Source organism: Paraburkholderia bannensis (genome assembly GCF_014200455.1).
GTDB classification, from domain to species: Bacteria; Pseudomonadota; Gammaproteobacteria; order Burkholderiales; family Burkholderiaceae; genus Paraburkholderia; species Paraburkholderia bannensis_A.
In genome coordinates, this window is sequence record NZ_JACHBW010000006.1 from 135,137 (window position 1) to 151,360 (window position 16,224).

Consider the following 16,224-nt stretch of genomic DNA (forward strand, 5'->3'; position numbering starts at 1 on the left):
AAACAACGCGCGGCGGACTGGACGGTCCGCCGCGCGTTTTTGCTTTTGAGGCCGTGGTTTAAGGCTGTGGTTTAAGGCTGCACAGGGCGCGCTTGCGCAGCACCCGGAGCCTGGCCGCCTGGCGACGTGGTCTCGTCGCCCGCGCCGCGCACCTGCGAAACCCACGCCACGGCGGCCACCGTGAACACCGAGGCCAGCCAGCCGTTATGGCCGAAGCCCTCCAGCGTGCCGTTCGCGCCGCTGGTGAGCAGCAAACCGCCCACCCACGCGCCGATGCTCATGCCCAGCGCCTGTACCGCGTTGTTGGCGCTCAGGAACGCACCGCGGCGGGCGGGTTCGGGGATCGTGGTGATGAGCGCCTGCATCGGCACCATACGGCCCGAGAGTGCGATCATGAACACCGCGAAGAATGCCACCAGCGCCACGAAAGGCAGCGTGGGCAGATGCGTGACGAACAGCACTGGCACGATCGACAGCAAGGCCATCACGCGGAAGATGCGGCGCTTGCCGTAACGATCCGCGAGGCGGCCGACCGCGCGCGAGGTCACGAAAGTCGAGGCGCCGCCCGCCATGTAGAGCCACGAGAGCTTCTCGGGCGCGACGCCATGATTGGCGACCAGCATCGGCGAGATGAACGGGATCACCAGCATGTGCGCCGTCATCATCGTGAAGGTGAGCGTGAAGGCCTTCAGATGGCGCGGCAGCGAGAGCAGTTGCCACAGACGCGGCAGGATCTCGCTGATGGGCGTTTCACGGTCCACATGCTCTGTGAGCGAGGGCACGACGCGCGAAGCGGCGATCCAGATCACCGCCGAGAGCACCACCAGCAGCATGAACGGCGCGCTCCAGCCGAAGTGAGCGCCCAGCACGATGCCTGCCGGTACGCCCGCGATGGCGGCAATCGAGAACGCCGTCATGATCACGCCGGTGGCCGCGCCGCGCCGCGCGACGGGAATCACGTCGCTGACGATGGCCATCACGATCGAGCCGAGAATGCCGCCCGTGAGGCCAGCGAAGGCGCGCGCGGCCAGCAGCAGATGGAAGTTGGTCGCCAGCGCGCAGGCCAGATTCGACAGCGCGAACAGCGCGTAAGTCACCTGCAGGAGGCGACGCCGGTCGAAGCGGTCGATATAGGTGGCCGCAAACAGGCCCGACAGACCCGAGCACAGCGAATACGCCGACACCGCCGTGGCGAAAGCCGCCGGCGTGATCGCGAACGCATGCATGATCTGCGGCCCGAGCGGCATCATCACCATGAAATCCATGATGACGGTGAACTGCGTGAGCGCGAGCAGCCAGAGCAGCGTGCGTTCGCGCAGCGGATTGAGGATCAATGTCATTGATGGCGGCCCGCAGGGCGGTCCTGGGTGGTTTAATCGTCGATGGTTTCGTGTGCCGCCTGCGCGCCGCGACGCCAGTACGCCGAAGCGCGGATGCGCTTCTTGTCGACGCCGCGATCGTTGCACAGATAGGCGCGCACTGCGCGGATCGCCGTGGCTTCGCCCGCCGCCCACACATAGCCCTCGCCGGGCGGCAGCCAGACTTCGCCGAGCGCGTCGACGAGCGGTTGTTCCGATTCCAGTTCGTCGCGATAGACCCATGTCGCGTAAAGATCGGCTTCGGTCGGCAGCTCGATGCGTGCCGAGCGGTTCGCCACTTCCACGACCACGGCCACGCGCGTGTTCGGCGGCAGTTCGGTCAGACGGCGCTGGATGGCGGGCAGCGCGGTTTCGTCGCCGACCAGCAGATGCCAGTCGAAACCGGTGGGAATCACCATCGAGCCGCGCGGGCCGCCCACGCCGATGTATTGGCCGGGCTTCGCCTGCGCCGCCCACGCGGTCGCGGGGCCGGCTTCGTGCAGCGCGAACTCGATATCGAGTTCGTTGGCGACCGTATCGAAGCGGCGCGGCGTGTAATCGCGCGCGGCGGGGCGCTCGACGCCGTCGGGGAAGGCGATGCCGTCCGGACCGAGTGACGGCAGCGTCGGTTTGTCCTCGCCCGGGGCCGGGAAAAACACCTTCACGTGATCGTCGAACGACGCCGAGACGAAATCGCTCAGATCGCCGGTTAGCGTGACGCGCACCAGCGCGGACGAGAGCGTTTCGACGCGTGTGACTTGCAGCAGTCGAAACTTCAGCGGGTGACGCACGCGGACGACTTCGAGACTGGACGGATTCTGAACCTGATTCTGCATCTATGACTCCGATAAATAGGCGGCTGACGATCGACGGCGAAGGGCGGGGTTTTAATCGCCGCGATTCGCGCTGTCGTCCGTCTTGACGGGTTCGCCGCCGTTTTCAATTTCCTGGGTGGCGCGCACGAGAATCGCCGCGATACGGCGTTGCTCCTCGGGCGACGCATCCGTGCGGCGCAGCAGCTCGCGCTTGAGAGCGCGGCGCGCCTCGATCAGCTCGCGGGTCCAGCCGTTGCCGTCGGCGGGATCTTCGCCCGCGAACGCTCGGCGCATCAGATCCATCTTGCGGCCGAAATGCGTGAGCTTGGCGAGGATCAGGTCGGCACGCTCGCGGTTGTCGTCCAGATGGGCGCGGCCTTCGTCGGACAGCTCGTAACGCTTGCGATTGCCTTCGAGCGTCACGCTCACATAGCCCAGTTCTTCGAGATACGTGAGGGCCGGATAGACCATGCCGGGACTCGGGCTGTAGAAGCCATTCGAGCGCGAATCGAGCGCCTTGATCAGCTCGTAGCCGTGACTCGGGCGCTCGGCCAGAAGCGCGAGCAGCATCAATTGCAGGTCTTCCGAGGTGAATTTGCGCCCACGGCCGAAACCGTCTCCGTCGCCGAAACCGCCGGGACCGCCGAAGCCTCGGCCAAAGCCGTCACCGAAGCGATCGCCGAAGTCGCCGTGGCCTTCGCCGCCGCGGCGGCCCATGGCGTGGCGCAGGGCGTGAAGCGCATGCAGCGGGTGACGCATGGTGAAGCGCGCGTTGGCGAAATCGTTGCGGCTGCCGCGTTCGTCACGCTCACTGCGGGACGTGCCTTCGAAGCAGTCGCGCGCGTCGCGACCGCCGTGGCCGTGACGGCCATGATGTCCAGAATGATGATGGTGGCGCATAAGGCCTCCTTGCTCTGACTGTCTTAAGATGTGTCTTAAGATATATATCTTAAGAGTGTTTGTCAAAGTTATTTTTTTGGGGAGGAACGTAGGGCGACCTCGCGAAGGCTTCCCAATAGGTTGCATTAACGCCACCGGAAAACGGCGTGCCGGCAAGGAAAATTCCGGCCAATGGGCGCGACAAAGCTGTCGCGGTCTCTGACCGGCAGTTGCAGGGAAATCTGGAGAGGACCGAAAAGCGCGGAAGAAGAAACCGCAGAAGAAGGCAGGCGTGCGACGGCTATCCGTGGCCTTCAGCGCTGGAAACGCGGTTTCGTGCCATGAACGCAGCCATGAGAACCTGAACGACCGGTGAGATGTCGTTCGCTCTCAATCGATGTTGAAATGCACGCGCAGCGCGCCGACGACGAACTATTCGGCATGGCGCGTATGCGGTACGTGCAAAAACGCCGCGTCGGTCAATGTGCGGAAAACGCGGGACTATCCGCAGGCGTGTCGCCGCGAATCAGCGCGGTGGGCCGGGTGTCCTCAGAAAATCGACCGCCCCGTGCGCGTTGTCAGCCACTCCAGCGCCAGCGAGCCCACCTGCGAGTTGCCGTTCGCATCGAGCCCCGGCGACCACACGCACACCGCGAACTCGCCCGGCAGCACCGCGACGATCCCGCCGCCCACGCCGCTCTTCGCCGGCAAGCCCACGCGATAAACGAAGTCGCCCGCCGCATCGTAAGTGCCGCAAGTCAGCATGAGCGCCGAGAGCCGCTTGGTCGAACTGGCATCGAGCACCTGCTCGCCGCTCGCGGGCGAGACGCCGCCGTTGGCGAGAAACAGCGCGGCGCGCGCCAGTTCCACGCAGCTCATCGAAATCGCGCACTGACGGCAATAAGCGTCGATTACCGCATCGGCGGCCATTTCCAGGTTGCCGAAACTGGCGATGAAATGCGCCATCGCGCGATTGCGCTCGGCGTGCGCCAGTTCCGACTGCGCGACCTTGAGGTCGTAGCCGATGCTGACTTCGCCCGAGAGCCGCCGCACGAAATCCACCAGCGCCGTTTCCGCCTGGACGAAGCGGCGGCACAGCACGTCGGTGACCACCAGCGCGCCCGCGTTGATGAACGGATTGCGCGGCTTGCCGCCTTCGAATTCGAGTTGCACGAGCGAGTTGAACGCGGTGCCCGACGGCTCGCGGCCCACGCGATCCCACAGCGCATCGCCCATCAGCTGGAATGCCAGCGTGCAGGCAAACAGCTTCGAAATACTCTGGATCGAAAAGCGCGTATCGGCGTCGCCGGTGCGATGGACCTGACCGTCCACGGTGACGATCGCCATGCCGAAATGATCGGGGCTGACCGTGGCGAGTTCGGGAATGTAATCGGCGACGCGGCCGCGGCCGATGTGCGGTTGCAGATCGTGATGGATCGCGTCGAGGATGGGCGTGTAGTTCATGGACGTCGCGAGGAAGGGCGGCGCGGCCGGTCCCGCGCCGCAGTCCGGCGATTGTAGCGATTCACCCGTTGCAGCGCGACTCCATCGCGGCAGGATCGATCAATCTTCGCTCAACGGTAGATCAACGTTCGATCACCGGGAATTCAGCCCGCATCGCCTTTCATCTCGCGCAGATGCTTGTAGACCGTTGCGCGTCCCATGCCCAGCACCTTCGCCACGTAATTCGCCGAACTCTTGCCCTTGAACGCGCCTTCGGCGTGCAGCGCTTCGACCAGCTCGCGCCGGTGTTCGCGCGTGAGCGCGTTGAGGGCCACCTGTCGCTCGCGCAGCCAGCCGTGTAGAAACGTGTTGATGCGCTCCTGCCAGTCGTCCTTGAACAGTTCCTCCGGTTGCGCGATCACACCCGCACCGCGTAGAAACAGGTCGAGCGTCGACTGCATGTCGTCGAAGGCGGCGATGTTGAAGTTGATGCACATGACGCCCGCCGCGCGCCCTTCGTCGTCGAACAGCGCCGTGCTGACGCAACGCATGCGCCGCCCGTCCCAGTTCACCTTCTCATATGGCCCGAGCAGTTTGTTGCGCGTGGTTTCCTCGACATCGTCGAGCGCGGAATCGTCGCCGATCTCGCGCTTCGAGAGATTGTTCGAGAGATACGCCACGGTCTGGTCGGCGAGATCGTGGATCACCACTTCGGCGAACGGGAAAAACAGCGTTGTGATGCTGTCCGCCACGTGCGCGTAGCGTTCTAGCAGGCGCGCGCGTGACGCGGAATGCGGCGGTGCTTTCTTGCGGGCGGATTTCGTTTTCTGCATCGGACGGGGACCGTGGCTGTCGTTTCGAAGAGGACGTCGATGATACTGCTTATCGGGCGTGATCTCGCTGTTCGCGCAGATGCGTGTAGAGCGCGTAGGCCACCGCCATGTCTTCGAGGCCCAGCCCGATCGAGCGGAAGAACACATGACGCGTGTAGCCGGGGCGCGGGCAGGCATCGTTGGCGAGTTCGCCCAGGTCGCCCACGATGGCGTCCGGCGACCAGCTGTGCTCGCGCGCGGCGATCGTCATTTCGCCTGCGCTGTGCGGCGTCGTGCGACGGTAATCGCAATAGACGTCGAGCGTGGGCAGCGCCGCCGGATCGATTTCGTGCGCCTGGGCGACGTTGGTGCTGATCGAGGTGATGAGCGCCGGTTTCGTGAGCGCGTCGAGCGCGATCACCGGCTTGCCCGACGAGGTGCAGAGCATGACGACGTCGGCGTCGGCGATGCAGGCTTTGGCGCTGGCGGCGACGCTCACGCGAGCGTCCACGGCGCGGACCTGATCGACGCGCGGCGCATCGCCCGCGAGCGAAGGCGACCACACGGCGATGCTGTCCCACGCGCGCAGCGGTGCGACGTGGCGGATATGCGCGAGCGCCACGTCGCCCGCGCCGATCACGGCAAGGCGACGCGACTCGCGCGGTGCAAGCTGGTCGATGGCCAGCGCCGTGGTGCCGGCGGTGCGCTCGGTCGTGAGCAGCGCGGCGTCGCACCACATCAGCGGCTGGCCGGTCTGTGTCGACATCAGCGCCGTCCAGGCCGTGATGATGGGCTTTGCGCCGTCCACGCCCGCAATGTAGGGCGAGAGCTTCGCGCCGAATACACCGGCTTCGGCCAGCACGCCCAGATAGGTGATGTAGTCGCCCGCCTGTTGCGGAAACAGGGCCAGCGTCTGCGGCGGCTGGACCGCGTTGCCGCGTCCGAGCGCGCCGAACATGTTCGCGAGCGCGCCGCGCACGTCGAGCTTCGGCAGCGCGGCGCGAACCTGCGCGGCATCGGCGATAAACGGCGCGACGCTCGCGCCCGGAAGGATCGTTGCATTCATGGTGCGGCTCCTGTGTGGACTTTTTTGTCCATTCTAGACTTTATTTTTATTTTTCGTCTATATTCGGCATGTGGCTGCGGCCTGTCGTATCGACAGTGCGCTGCTTGCCCGACCTCGCTACGACCTCATTTCGGACCAGGGTGACGATGATGAACACAAAGACGATTCGCGATATGCGCCGCGCGCGCCTTGCGGGACTGGCTGCGCTGCTCGGCGCGAGTCTGGGCATGATGACGGGTGCCGCGCACGCGCAGGACCCGCAGACCTTGCGCTTCGGCGTGGAGGCGTCGTATCCGCCGTTCGAGAGCAAGGCGCCGTCCGGCCAGTTGCAGGGCTTCGATATCGATATCGGCAACGCCGTGTGCCAACGCATGCAGGTCAAATGCGTGTGGGTCGAGAACAGCTTCGATGGACTGATCGCGGCGCTCGAAGCGCGCAAGTTCGACGTCATCAACTCGGCGATGAACATCACCGACAAACGCCGTCAGCAGATCGATTTCACGCCGGCCGTCTACGTCATGCCGATCCAGATGGTGGCGAAGCGCGGTGCGGGCCTGCAACCCACGCCCGCGAGCCTCAAGGGCAAGCAGATCGGCGTGCTGCAGGGCTCGACGCAGGAAGACTATGTGCGCAAGCACTGGGCGTCGCAGGGCGTGTCGATCGTCACCTATGAGAATCAGGACCAGATTTTTGCGGATCTCGCGGCGGGGCGTCTGGACGCAGCGGTGCAGGAAGTGCAGACTGCCACCGACGGCTTTCTGTCGAAGCCGCAGGGCAAGGGCTTCGATTTCGCGGGAGCGCCGCTCAGGGACCCCACTACGTTGGGCGAGGGCACCGGCTTCGGCCTGCGCAAGAACGACGCGGCGCTGCGGGCCAAGGTGGTCGCGGCGCTCGATTCGCTGCGCCAGGACGGCACGCTCGCGAAGCTCTCGATGAAATATTTTGGCCGCGACATCGTCGCGAAGTGACGGGGTATCGATGAAAGTTTCGCGAATATCTTCCCGATTCGGTGCGGACCCCAGAGGAATGGCATGAGCAAGGACGCGATCGTGCTCGGCGCGGGCATCGTCGGCGTGAGCGTGGCGCTGCATCTGCAGGCGCGCGGTGTACGCGTCACGCTGCTGGACCGGCGTGCGCCCGGAGAGGAGACCAGCTTTGGCAACGCCGGGCTGATCGAGGCGTCGTCGGTGGTGCCATATGGGTTTCCGCGCGACTGGCGCACGCTGCTGCGCCTCGCGCGCAACGACTCGACCATGCTGCGTTACGACGTGCGCTCGCTGCCTGCCTATGCGCGCTGGCTTGCCACGTTCTGGCGCGCGTCTGCGCCGCAGCGGCTGGCGGGCGCGGCGCGCGATATGCTGCCGCTCATTTCGCGCTGCGTCGCGGAGCACGAGGCGCTGATCGCGCGCACTGAATTGCAAGCGCTCGTGCGTCCGGTCGGCTGGCTGGAGGCGTATCGTTCGGCGGAGCAATTCGAACGCGAACGTGAGGCGGCAAAACAGCTTGCGGCGCAACACGGTCTGCGCACGGAGATCTTCGACGCCGCAGGATTGCGTGCCGCCGAGGCCTCGCTCAGCGAGGGCTATGCGGGCGCGATTCACTGGGTCGACCCGGCGAGCGTGGCCGATCCCGGCGCGCTCGTGAAGGGCTACGCGGAATTGTTCGTGCGCGAGGGTGGCCGGTTCGTCAAAGGCAACGCACAGACCTTGCGTGCGCAGGGCAGCGGCTGGCAGGTGCAGACGGACGTTGGACCGCTCAGTGCAGAACTTGCCGTGGTCGCCATGGGCCCGTGGTCGGATCAGTTGAGCGCATCGCTGGGCTACCGGGTGCCGCTGATGCCCAAGCGCGGCTATCACGTGCACTATGCGAGCGCGGCGGCTGCGCCGCTGTTGCGGCCGGTGGTGGATATCGAAGGCGGCTACGTGGTGGCGCCGATGCGGCGCGGCCTGCGTCTGACGACCGGCGTGGAACTGGCCACGCGCAACCGGCCGCCCAACTACGCGCAGCTCGATGCCGCCGAGCGCGCCGCGCGGCCGATGTTTGGGCTAGGCGGGCGACTCGATGAAAAACCGTGGATGGGCATGCGCCCCTGCACGCCCGACATGCGGCCGATACTCGGGCCCGCGCCACGTCACGCGGGCCTGTGGTTCGCGTTCGGCCACAACCATCATGGCCTGACGCTCGGGCCGGTGACGGGGCGGCTGGTCGCGGAAATGATCATGGGCGAGACGCCGTTTACCGATCCCGCCCCGTACTCGCCGCAGCGCTTCGCCTGAGACGGCCGGTTCAGTGCGCCCCGGCTGCGCCGCCGCCGCCGCCGCGTGTCGACTTCGTGATCCATATGAGCGGGATGATGGCGAGAAAGATGATTGCCGAGATATAGAAGATGTCGTTCAGGCCCATCATCGCGGCCTGCGTCGTCAGCTGGAAATCGAACAGCGCGCGCGCCGACGGCTCGCTGATGTGCAGCAGCGTCTGCGTATTCTCGATCGACTGGCGGAACACGGGGTTGTCGATCGAAGCCTGTTCCGTGAGGCGTTCGTGGTGCAGCACCGTGCGGTTATTCCAGGCGTTCGTGGCGATCGACGTGCCCACGGCGCCGCAAAACACGCGCACGAAGTTCGACAGCCCCGCCGCCGCCGGTATCCGGCCTGGCGGCTGCCCCGCCAGAATGATCGCGGTAAGCGGCACGAAGAACAACGCCATCGGAATGCCTTGCAACAGCGTGGGCAGCACGAGATGGAACGTGTCGATTTCAATCACGTATCTTGAGCGCATGAAGAACACCACGGCGAACAGCACGAACGCACAGGTGGCGATGATGCGCGCATCCGAGCGCGGCAGGATGCGCCCCACGACCGGCGAGAGAATCACGGCGAAGACCCCGAGCGGCGCGGTCACCAGCCCCGCATCGACGGAGCGGTAGTTCAGATACTCCTGCATCCATTGCGGCAGTAGAACGAGATTGCCGAAGAACACGCCATACGCCACTGAAATCGCAATCGTGCCGCCCAGAAAGTTGCGCTGCCCGAATAACCTCAAATCGACGATGGGATGCGCCTCGGTCAATTCCCAGACGAGGAAGAACGCGAAGCTGATCAGCGCCACCACGCCCAGCCCCACGATCACGGGCGAGTTGAACCAGTCGAGGTCCTTGCCCTTGTCGAGCAGGATCTGCAGCGACGCGACCCAGGCGACCAGCAGGCCAAGACCCACGATGTCGATGGGCGGCTTGCGCGTCGGCGACTCACGGTTGCGGTAGATGCTCCACGTCACGAAGCCCGCGAACAGCCCCACCGGAATGTTGATGTAGAAGATCCACGACCAGTTGTAGCTGTCGGTGACCCAGCCGCCCAGCGCCGGACCGGCAATCGGGCCGACCGTGGTTGTCATGGCCCAGAAGGCGAGCGCCGTCGACGATTTGTCCTTGGGCCAGGAGCCCAGCAGAATCGCCTGCGAGAGCGGAATCAGCGGCCCCGCCACCGCGCCTTGCACCACGCGCGCGATCAGCAGAAAGGGCAGGCTGGGCGCGATGCCGCACAGCCAGGAGGCGAGCACGAACGAGAGAATCGACGCCACGAACAGGCGCACCTGGCCGAAGCGCTGCGTGAGCCAGCCGGTCAGCGGAATCGACACGGCGTTGGCCGCCGCGAACACCGTGATGACCCAGGTGCCTTCGTCCACCGACACGCCGAGGTCGCCCGAAATCGTCGGGATGGCGACGTTGGCGATCGACGTGTCCAGCACGTTCATGAAGGTCGCCAGCGCCACGGCGACGGTTGCGAGAATCAGCCGGCCGCCTTCGAGCGGCGGCGGCGGGGCGGGCGGTGCTGCTGCGGCGGCTGGGGCGGCTGGCTGGTTCAAGCTTCTTCTCCGCGTGATCCGGTGGTGCAAAACCGGTGCTGCAAAGCTGGAAAAGCCCGCGCGAGGCAGGCTGGAGTTGCGGCAAGGATAACCGCAATCGGCAAAGGCCATCGAAGGGCGTGTAAGCATCCCCACGCGACGCAGGGGCTTGGCAGCAGCCCGTGCGCGAGTGCGCCGTTCCTGCCATGGCATTTCGATTGACGGTCGCGCCGACGCAATCTGCGAGCCCGGCGTATCCTTGCGGCTGGCGCGGGGGAGCGCACGCGCGCTGCCCGGCGCTGCAACAGTGACCCTCGCGCGCAGGGTCCGCATTTGTCAGAAACACGCCCACAGGGGAACTGCAGAATGAGCTGGGAACAATTCGATGGTGGCTGGCGTCTCGCGCCGGCCGAAGGCGCGCCGCGCGCGCTGGTCGTGCTGCTGCACGGCGTGGGCAGCAATGCCCGCGATCTGATGCCGCTCGCCGATGCGTGGCGCGATGCGCTGCCCGGCGTCGCGTTCGCGTCGCTCGACGGCAGCGAGCCGTTCGACGGCGGTTTTGGCGGGCGTCAGTGGTTCAGTCTGCGCGACGTGAACGAAGCCAATCGCGGCGCACGTGTAGCCGCCGCCGCGCCGGTGCTGCAAAAGCGTCTCGCCGATGAACTCGCGCACTGGAACCTGGGCGCCGACGCGCTAGCGCTGGTGGGATTCTCGCAAGGCTCGATCATGTCGCTCTACCTCACGGCGACGCAGCCAACCGGGTTCGCGGGCGTAGTCGCCTATGCCGGGCGTCTTTCGGCGCCGGTCTCCGCGCGCAACCGCACGCCCCTCACGCTGGTGCACGGCGAAGACGACAATGTGATCCCCGTGCAGGAACTCGAACGCGCGGCGAGCGCGTTCAGCGACGCGGGTTATGCGGTAGCCGCTTACGCGCTGCCGGGCGTAGGCCACACGATCACGGCGCAAGGCGCGATGCTGGGCCGCGATGCGCTGGTGCGCGTGCTGGGCTGAATTGGCCAGATATACGTTGGAAAAACATCACTTCACGCGCGACGCCCGTCGCGCCGTGTCAATCACCTCAGGCCGCACAACATGGCGGCCTGACGCATTTTTCCCACACTTCGCGTTTAAGCTGCCCGGTTATTTCTGTCGCGTTTAAAGTCTCGCCCGGTTGATGCCGTAAACAGAGTCAGTGGGCCGTCATGGCTCCATGCACCTGGGGTGCGTCGCATCATTCGGCAATAGCCAATTGTCAGCAGAATCAACAGGATCAACCGAGTCAGCGGCAATCAGCGAAATCGTTCAATCGGGGATTGGATAGCTCAGCTGATTGTTTCTTATCGTTACGGTTTGTTCAGACGATTGCATTAACGACGGTTTCGACCACGAAGCGCCGGGTTCGGATTCCGGGAGCGTGCCGCCGGCGCGCGCGTTCCTCATACACAACGACGACATGGCCCGAGCCACGCGGCAATCATCATTTCTGCACACACTGTCCCGCCATACCGATCGCAACACGGTGGCGGTCGACCTCGGCACGGCCAATACGCTGATCTACACGGCCCAGGGCGGCATCGTGCTCGACCAGCCTTCGGTGGTCTGTTTCGAGCGCAACGGTTACAAGCGCCACAAAGGCAAAGGCAAGAGCGCTGACGCGAGCGTCGCCGCCGTCGGCTCGGAGGCCAAGGCACTCGTCGGGCGCGCGCCGCAAAATCTCGAAACCGTGAAGCCGCTGTCGCACGGCGTGATCGCCGATTTCCTCGCGGCGGAGCACATGATGCGCCACTTCGTGGCGATGGCGAAGCCGCGCCGCCTGTTCAGCCGCCGTTCGGCGTTCACGGTCTGCGTGCCGGGCGACGCCACGCGCGTCGAGCGCCGTGCGATCCGCGAGGCGGCTTTCGCATCGGGCGCGGCCAGCGTGAACCTGATTGACGAATCGCTGGCGTCCGCGCTGGGCGCCGGCTTGCCCGTAGGGGCGGCGAGGGGATCGATGGTCGTCGATATCGGCGGCGGCACCACTGAGGTGGGCGTGATCGCGCTGGGCAGCGTGGCGTGCGGCGGTTCGCTGCGCGTGGGCGGCGAGCAGTTCGACCGCGCCATCATCGAGCACGTGCGCAATCTCTACGGCGTGATTCTCGGCGAGCAAACCGCCGAGCACCTCAAAATGACCATCGGCAGCGCGCTGCGCGGCGAGCCGGTCGGGCGTCTGCGCGCGACCGGGCGCAGTCTCGAAGACGGCCTGCCGCGCACCATCGAAATCACCAGCGAGGATATCGCCGATGCGCTGGCGTTCCCGCTGCGCCAGGTGATCGGCGTGGTGCGCCGGGTGTTCGAGAGTGCGCCACCCGAACTCGTGACCGATATCGCCGATAGCGGCATCGTGCTGACCGGCGGCGGTGCCTTGCTGGGGCGCCTCGACCAGTGCCTGGCGGCCGAACTGGGCGTGCCGGTGCGCGTGGCCGATGCGCCGCTGACCTGCGCCGTGCGTGGCGCGGGCGCCGCTGCTGCGGGCGCCGTGGCGGCGGATCAGCCGGCCTTTAGCGCCTACGACTGATCCCCGCCGCAACCCTCCGGCCAGGGCCGCCAGAAGCGAGGCCCGGCGGGCCGGGCGCGCTCGTGCGACAATACGCGCCTTTCGCTTTTCTTGTTACCCTGAATTACGCCGGGCGCCGCAGCGTTTGCCGTGTGCTAGCGCCGTTCCGTCGTCAGCTTTCGTCAGTCATCATCCAGCCGTGAATCAAGCCGTATTTCCCGCTCCCGGGTCGTTCGTCGAACTGCCCGGCGGGCAGCCCATGCCATATGTCGAAACCGGTAAGGGCGAGTTGCTCCTTTTCATCCACGGGTCGCTTTGTGACTATCGCTACTGGCAGCCGCAGCTCGCGGGTCTGGGCGAGCACTATCGTTGCGTCTCCGTGAGTCTCACGCACTATTGGCCCGCGCCCGACAGCGCGCGCGGAGAGCCGTTCAGCTGGAGCCGTCACGCCGACGAAGTGGCGCAGTTCATCGACGCCTTCGGCGCAGGGCCGGCCCACGTGATCGGTCATTCGCGCGGCGGCTCGGTGGCGTATCACTTCGCGCGCCGCTATCCGCAGCATCTGCAGTCGCTCACGCTCGCCGATCCGGGCGGCCCGGTCCAGCAGCCTGGCCAGAGCCTCGCGAAGCTGCCCGAGACGATCAACGCACTGCGCGCCCGCGCGGTGCAACTGATCGATTCGGGCGACGTGGATGCAGGGCTGGAGCTATTCGTCGATTCGGTCAGCCGTCCCGGCTTCTGGGCCAAAAGCACGCGTTCGTTTCGCCAGATGGCGATCGACAATGCGCACACGCTTGGTCCGCAGTTCCTCGACCCGCTCGCGCCGTATACGCGCGAGGAAGCCGCCGAGGTCACCTGCCCGGTGTTGCTGATCGACGGGGAACTGAGCCCGGTGATGTTCCAGCGCGCCGCAGCCGCGCTGGAAGAGTGGATGCCCGACGCACGCCGCGCGACGGTGGAGGGCGCTTCGCATGGCATGAACCTGGCGCGCCCTGGTGCGTTCAACGATCTGATCGACCACTTTGCGAGCGGTCACGGACGCTGAGGCTTGTGAGCATTGAAGCAAACGGGACGGCCGCGCAACGCGGCCGTTTTCACGTGCGCATCAAAGCGTGGCAGTCCAAACTAATTTGAACGCGCAAAACAGGCGTATTCGCGCAAAAAGCCGTTTGGACCAGGCAGACGGCCCGGCTGGCCGAAACGCCGCTGCGTCAAAGCGCGGCGCGGCCGACCGGGTAAAAAGCGGGCAAAAAGCAGGCAAAAAGCGGGCAAACGTGCAAGCCCGCTGAAGCGCTTAGTCGCGCCCGTGTGCGTGCGCGTCGAGCTTGTTCTCGGCGGCTTCGCCAACGAGGCCTGCGTAGTACAGGTGCACGCCGATGGCGAGCGAATCGTTGCGGATTTCGTGGAAGGCCTTCCATGCCTTCGCCGGATCCTTGAACACGAGGTAGTGCGCTTCCTGCGACACGAGGCGCGCGACCTGGTGCAGGCCGTGGCCGCGCAGCTTGTCGACAAGGTGGTCGAGGCTGCTGTGCGTGCGGGCGTCCGTGCGCGGGTAGAGCATGTGGAGCACCGCCACGCGTTCCGAGGCGAGGGCCGCCGAAAGCGCGACAACGATGTCCTGGTGATTGAGAGCCGTAACGACGGCGCCCTCTGCAAGTTCGTCTTCAGCGAACAGGGTGTCGATCGAGATGTTCATCTGTTCTTTCCTTACGTTTTGCGTACAGCGCGTGTGGCCTAAGTAAAAAAGGCCCGCCAGAAAATGTAGGCGGGCCGAAAGATGCATGCAAGACAGGGGAAGTCAATGCATGACAACCAGTATCGCAGATACCGCGCGCCGATGTTGCACTGCACAGGCAAAATATTGTTGCATAAATCGGGATTAAGGAGGCTGCAAGCATTCAATGTTGTCGATCCGAAGAGGCATTGTTGCTGGTCGCGCTATCAATCGACAATGCAACGCGGCGTAGAATGCGGCAAGTGGTCGCAGTGAAGCCGTGCCGAAGCTGCCGCAGAAGGCGCCGTGCTGCGCTGCGTCTTGCGAAGTAACGGCACTTGAGGGCCACTTGAGTGCATTTGAATGCAAGGACAAGACATGATCGACTCGAAGACCCACGCCACACTCACGATTCCCGGCCACGCTGAAGGCGTCGAACTGCCGGTTTACAAGGGCACGCAAGGCCCGGACGTGATCGACATCCGCAAGCTGTACGGCCAGACCGGCATGTTCACGTACGACCCGGGCTTCATGTCCACGGCGGCGTGCAACTCGGCGATCACGTATATCGACGGGGACAAGGGCGAACTGCTGTATCGCGGTTATCCGATCGACAACCTCGCGCAGAATGCCGACTTCCTCGAAAGCTGCTACCTGCTGCTCAAGGGCGAGCTGCCCACGCAAAAGCAGAAGGACGAGTTCGTTGCGACCGTCACGAACCACACGATGGTTCACGAGCAGATGCACTTTTTCTTCCGCGGCTTCCGCCGCGACGCACACCCGATGGCGATTCTGGTGGCGGCCGTGGGCGCATTGTCGGCGTTCTATCACGACTCGCTCGACATCAACGATCCGCAGCATCGTGAAGTCTCGGCGGTGCGCATGATCGCCAAGCTGCCGACGCTGGTGGCGATGGCGTACAAGTACACGGTTGGCCAGCCGTTCGTGTATCCGCGCAACGATCTCTCGTACAGCGCGAACTTCATGCAGATGATGTTCTCGAACCCGGCCGAGGAATACAAGGTCAACGACGTGCTGGTGCGCGCGCTCGACCGTATCCTGATCCTGCACGCCGACCACGAACAGAATGCCTCGACCTCGACGGTCCGTCTGGCTGGCTCGTCGGGCGCGAACCCGTTCGCGTGTATCGCAGCCGGTATCGCCTGCCTCTGGGGCCCGGCGCACGGCGGCGCGAACGAAGCCGCCCTGAACATGCTTGAAGAAATTGGCTCGGTGGAGAACATCCCTGAGTTCATCAAGCAGGTGAAGGACAAGAACTCGGGCGTGAAGCTGATGGGCTTCGGTCACCGCGTCTACAAGAACTACGATCCGCGCGCCAAGCTGATGCGCGAAACGTGCCACGAAGTGCTCAACGAACTGGGCCTGCACGACGATCCGTTGTTCAAGCTGGCGATGGCGCTCGAAAAGATCGCGCTGGAAGACGAATACTTCGTCTCGCGCAAGCTGTACCCGAACGTCGACTTCTACTCGGGCATCGTTCAGCGCGCGCTGGGCATCCCTACCGCGATGTTCACCTGCATTTTCGCGATGGCGCGCACGGTGGGCTGGATCGCGCAATGGAACGAAATGATCGGCGATCCGGAGCAGAAGATCGGTCGTCCGCGTCAGCTGTTCATCGGCAATACGCCGCGTGAAGCGAAGCCGATTTCGCAACGCTAAACCGGCAGCAGATCGCCAGAGAATCATCGACGCATAACGTTGTGACGAGCGCGCACGGGCCACAAGCCCGAGCGCAGCGAT

General features: G+C 65.0%; 14 protein-coding genes. 6 read left to right on the forward strand and 8 right to left on the reverse strand.

Annotated features, from left to right (window positions below; all coding sequences use genetic code 11):
- Positions 1–71: 71 nt before the first annotated feature.
- The 6 genes from F4827_RS12000 to F4827_RS12025 all read right to left on the reverse strand — a co-directional run bounded on the left by F4827_RS12000 (position 72) and on the right by F4827_RS12025 (position 6,373).
- Positions 72–1,340 (reverse strand): MFS transporter, encoded by a 1,269-nt coding sequence (locus F4827_RS12000; protein ID WP_183724153.1) that lies wholly within the window; start codon positions 1,338–1,340, stop codon positions 72–74.
- 32 nt (positions 1,341–1,372) lie between these two features.
- Positions 1,373–2,194 (reverse strand): siderophore-interacting protein, encoded by an 822-nt coding sequence (locus tag F4827_RS12005; RefSeq protein ID WP_183724154.1) that lies wholly within the window; start codon positions 2,192–2,194, stop codon positions 1,373–1,375.
- Positions 2,195–2,245: 51 nt separating this feature from the next.
- Positions 2,246–3,073, reverse strand: coding sequence for a PadR family transcriptional regulator (locus F4827_RS12010; protein ID WP_183724155.1), 828 nt, complete (start codon positions 3,071–3,073; stop codon positions 2,246–2,248).
- 528 nt (positions 3,074–3,601) lie between these two features.
- The gene (locus tag F4827_RS12015; protein ID WP_183724156.1) at positions 3,602–4,516 is read right to left on the reverse strand and encodes a glutaminase; all 915 of its coding nucleotides are present in this window, start codon (positions 4,514–4,516) and stop codon (positions 3,602–3,604) included.
- 143 nt (positions 4,517–4,659) lie between these two features.
- The gene (locus F4827_RS12020; RefSeq protein ID WP_183724157.1) at positions 4,660–5,328 is read right to left on the reverse strand and encodes a transcriptional regulator; all 669 of its coding nucleotides are present in this window, start codon (positions 5,326–5,328) and stop codon (positions 4,660–4,662) included.
- A gap of 49 nt (positions 5,329–5,377) precedes the next feature.
- On the reverse strand, positions 5,378–6,373 hold the full coding sequence (locus F4827_RS12025) for an ornithine cyclodeaminase family protein (protein ID WP_183724158.1): 996 nt from the start codon (positions 6,371–6,373) through the stop codon (positions 5,378–5,380).
- Positions 6,374–6,600: 227 nt separating this feature from the next.
- Here F4827_RS12025 and F4827_RS12030 point away from each other — a divergent pair, with 227 nt between their 5' ends.
- Together F4827_RS12030 and F4827_RS12035 are read left to right on the forward strand one after the other, a co-directional pair.
- The gene (locus tag F4827_RS12030; protein WP_183724349.1) at positions 6,601–7,341 is read left to right on the forward strand and encodes an ABC transporter substrate-binding protein; all 741 of its coding nucleotides are present in this window, start codon (positions 6,601–6,603) and stop codon (positions 7,339–7,341) included.
- Between the two features lie 63 nt (positions 7,342–7,404).
- Positions 7,405–8,649, forward strand: coding sequence for an FAD-binding oxidoreductase (locus F4827_RS12035; RefSeq protein ID WP_183724159.1), 1,245 nt, complete (start codon positions 7,405–7,407; stop codon positions 8,647–8,649).
- Between the two features lie 10 nt (positions 8,650–8,659).
- Here the strand turns inward: F4827_RS12035 and F4827_RS12040 are convergent, their stop codons facing one another.
- Positions 8,660–10,237: a DHA2 family efflux MFS transporter permease subunit gene (locus tag F4827_RS12040; protein WP_260175141.1), complete on the reverse strand. Its 1,578-nt coding sequence runs from the start codon at positions 10,235–10,237 to the stop codon at positions 8,660–8,662.
- Positions 10,238–10,582: 345 nt separating this feature from the next.
- On the opposite strand from F4827_RS12040, the gene F4827_RS12045 reads away from it, so the two are divergent.
- The 3 genes from F4827_RS12045 (at position 10,583) to F4827_RS12055 (ending at position 13,794) form a co-directional block, all read left to right on the forward strand.
- Positions 10,583–11,227, forward strand: a complete 645-nt coding sequence (locus F4827_RS12045; protein WP_183724160.1) for an alpha/beta hydrolase — start codon at positions 10,583–10,585, stop codon at positions 11,225–11,227.
- A gap of 442 nt (positions 11,228–11,669) precedes the next feature.
- A complete protein-coding gene (locus F4827_RS12050) occupies positions 11,670–12,770 on the forward strand; it encodes a rod shape-determining protein (RefSeq protein WP_183724161.1) in 1,101 nt (366 codons plus the stop codon).
- A 238-nt stretch (positions 12,771–13,008) separates the two neighbouring features.
- The gene (locus F4827_RS12055) at positions 13,009–13,794 is read left to right on the forward strand and encodes an alpha/beta fold hydrolase (protein WP_183724351.1); all 786 of its coding nucleotides are present in this window, start codon (positions 13,009–13,011) and stop codon (positions 13,792–13,794) included.
- Positions 13,795–14,043: 249 nt separating this feature from the next.
- On the opposite strand, the gene F4827_RS12060 is transcribed toward F4827_RS12055, so the two are convergent.
- The gene (locus tag F4827_RS12060; RefSeq protein ID WP_183724162.1) at positions 14,044–14,445 is read right to left on the reverse strand and encodes a hypothetical protein; all 402 of its coding nucleotides are present in this window, start codon (positions 14,443–14,445) and stop codon (positions 14,044–14,046) included.
- A 396-nt stretch (positions 14,446–14,841) separates the two neighbouring features.
- On the opposite strand from F4827_RS12060, the gene gltA reads away from it, so the two are divergent.
- A complete protein-coding gene (gltA, locus tag F4827_RS12065) occupies positions 14,842–16,143 on the forward strand; it encodes a citrate synthase (protein WP_183724163.1) in 1,302 nt (433 codons plus the stop codon).
- Positions 16,144–16,224 lie beyond the last annotated feature (81 nt).

What these genes read in the sequence shown, in the direction of transcription:
- F4827_RS12000 (WP_183724153.1), bottom strand. Translation starts at nt 1,340, where the DNA reads ATGACATTGATCCTCAATCCGCTGCGCGAACGCACGCTGCTCTGGCTG.
- F4827_RS12005 (WP_183724154.1), bottom strand. Translation starts at nt 2,194, where the DNA reads ATGCAGAATCAGGTTCAGAATCCGTCCAGTCTCGAAGTCGTCCGCGTG.
- F4827_RS12010 (WP_183724155.1), bottom strand. Translation starts at nt 3,073, where the DNA reads ATGCGCCACCATCATCATTCTGGACATCATGGCCGTCACGGCCACGGC.
- F4827_RS12015 (WP_183724156.1), bottom strand. Translation starts at nt 4,516, where the DNA reads ATGAACTACACGCCCATCCTCGACGCGATCCATCACGATCTGCAACCG.
- F4827_RS12020 (WP_183724157.1), bottom strand. Translation starts at nt 5,328, where the DNA reads ATGCAGAAAACGAAATCCGCCCGCAAGAAAGCACCGCCGCATTCCGCG.
- F4827_RS12025 (WP_183724158.1), bottom strand. Translation starts at nt 6,373, where the DNA reads ATGAATGCAACGATCCTTCCGGGCGCGAGCGTCGCGCCGTTTATCGCC.
- F4827_RS12030 (WP_183724349.1), top strand. Translation starts at nt 6,601, where the DNA reads ATGATGACGGGTGCCGCGCACGCGCAGGACCCGCAGACCTTGCGCTTC.
- F4827_RS12035 (WP_183724159.1), top strand. Translation starts at nt 7,405, where the DNA reads ATGAGCAAGGACGCGATCGTGCTCGGCGCGGGCATCGTCGGCGTGAGC.
- F4827_RS12045 (WP_183724160.1), top strand. Translation starts at nt 10,583, where the DNA reads ATGAGCTGGGAACAATTCGATGGTGGCTGGCGTCTCGCGCCGGCCGAA.
- F4827_RS12050 (WP_183724161.1), top strand. Translation starts at nt 11,670, where the DNA reads ATGGCCCGAGCCACGCGGCAATCATCATTTCTGCACACACTGTCCCGC.
- F4827_RS12055 (WP_183724351.1), top strand. Translation starts at nt 13,009, where the DNA reads ATGCCATATGTCGAAACCGGTAAGGGCGAGTTGCTCCTTTTCATCCAC.
- F4827_RS12060 (WP_183724162.1), bottom strand. Translation starts at nt 14,445, where the DNA reads ATGAACATCTCGATCGACACCCTGTTCGCTGAAGACGAACTTGCAGAG.
- gltA (WP_183724163.1), top strand. Translation starts at nt 14,842, where the DNA reads ATGATCGACTCGAAGACCCACGCCACACTCACGATTCCCGGCCACGCT.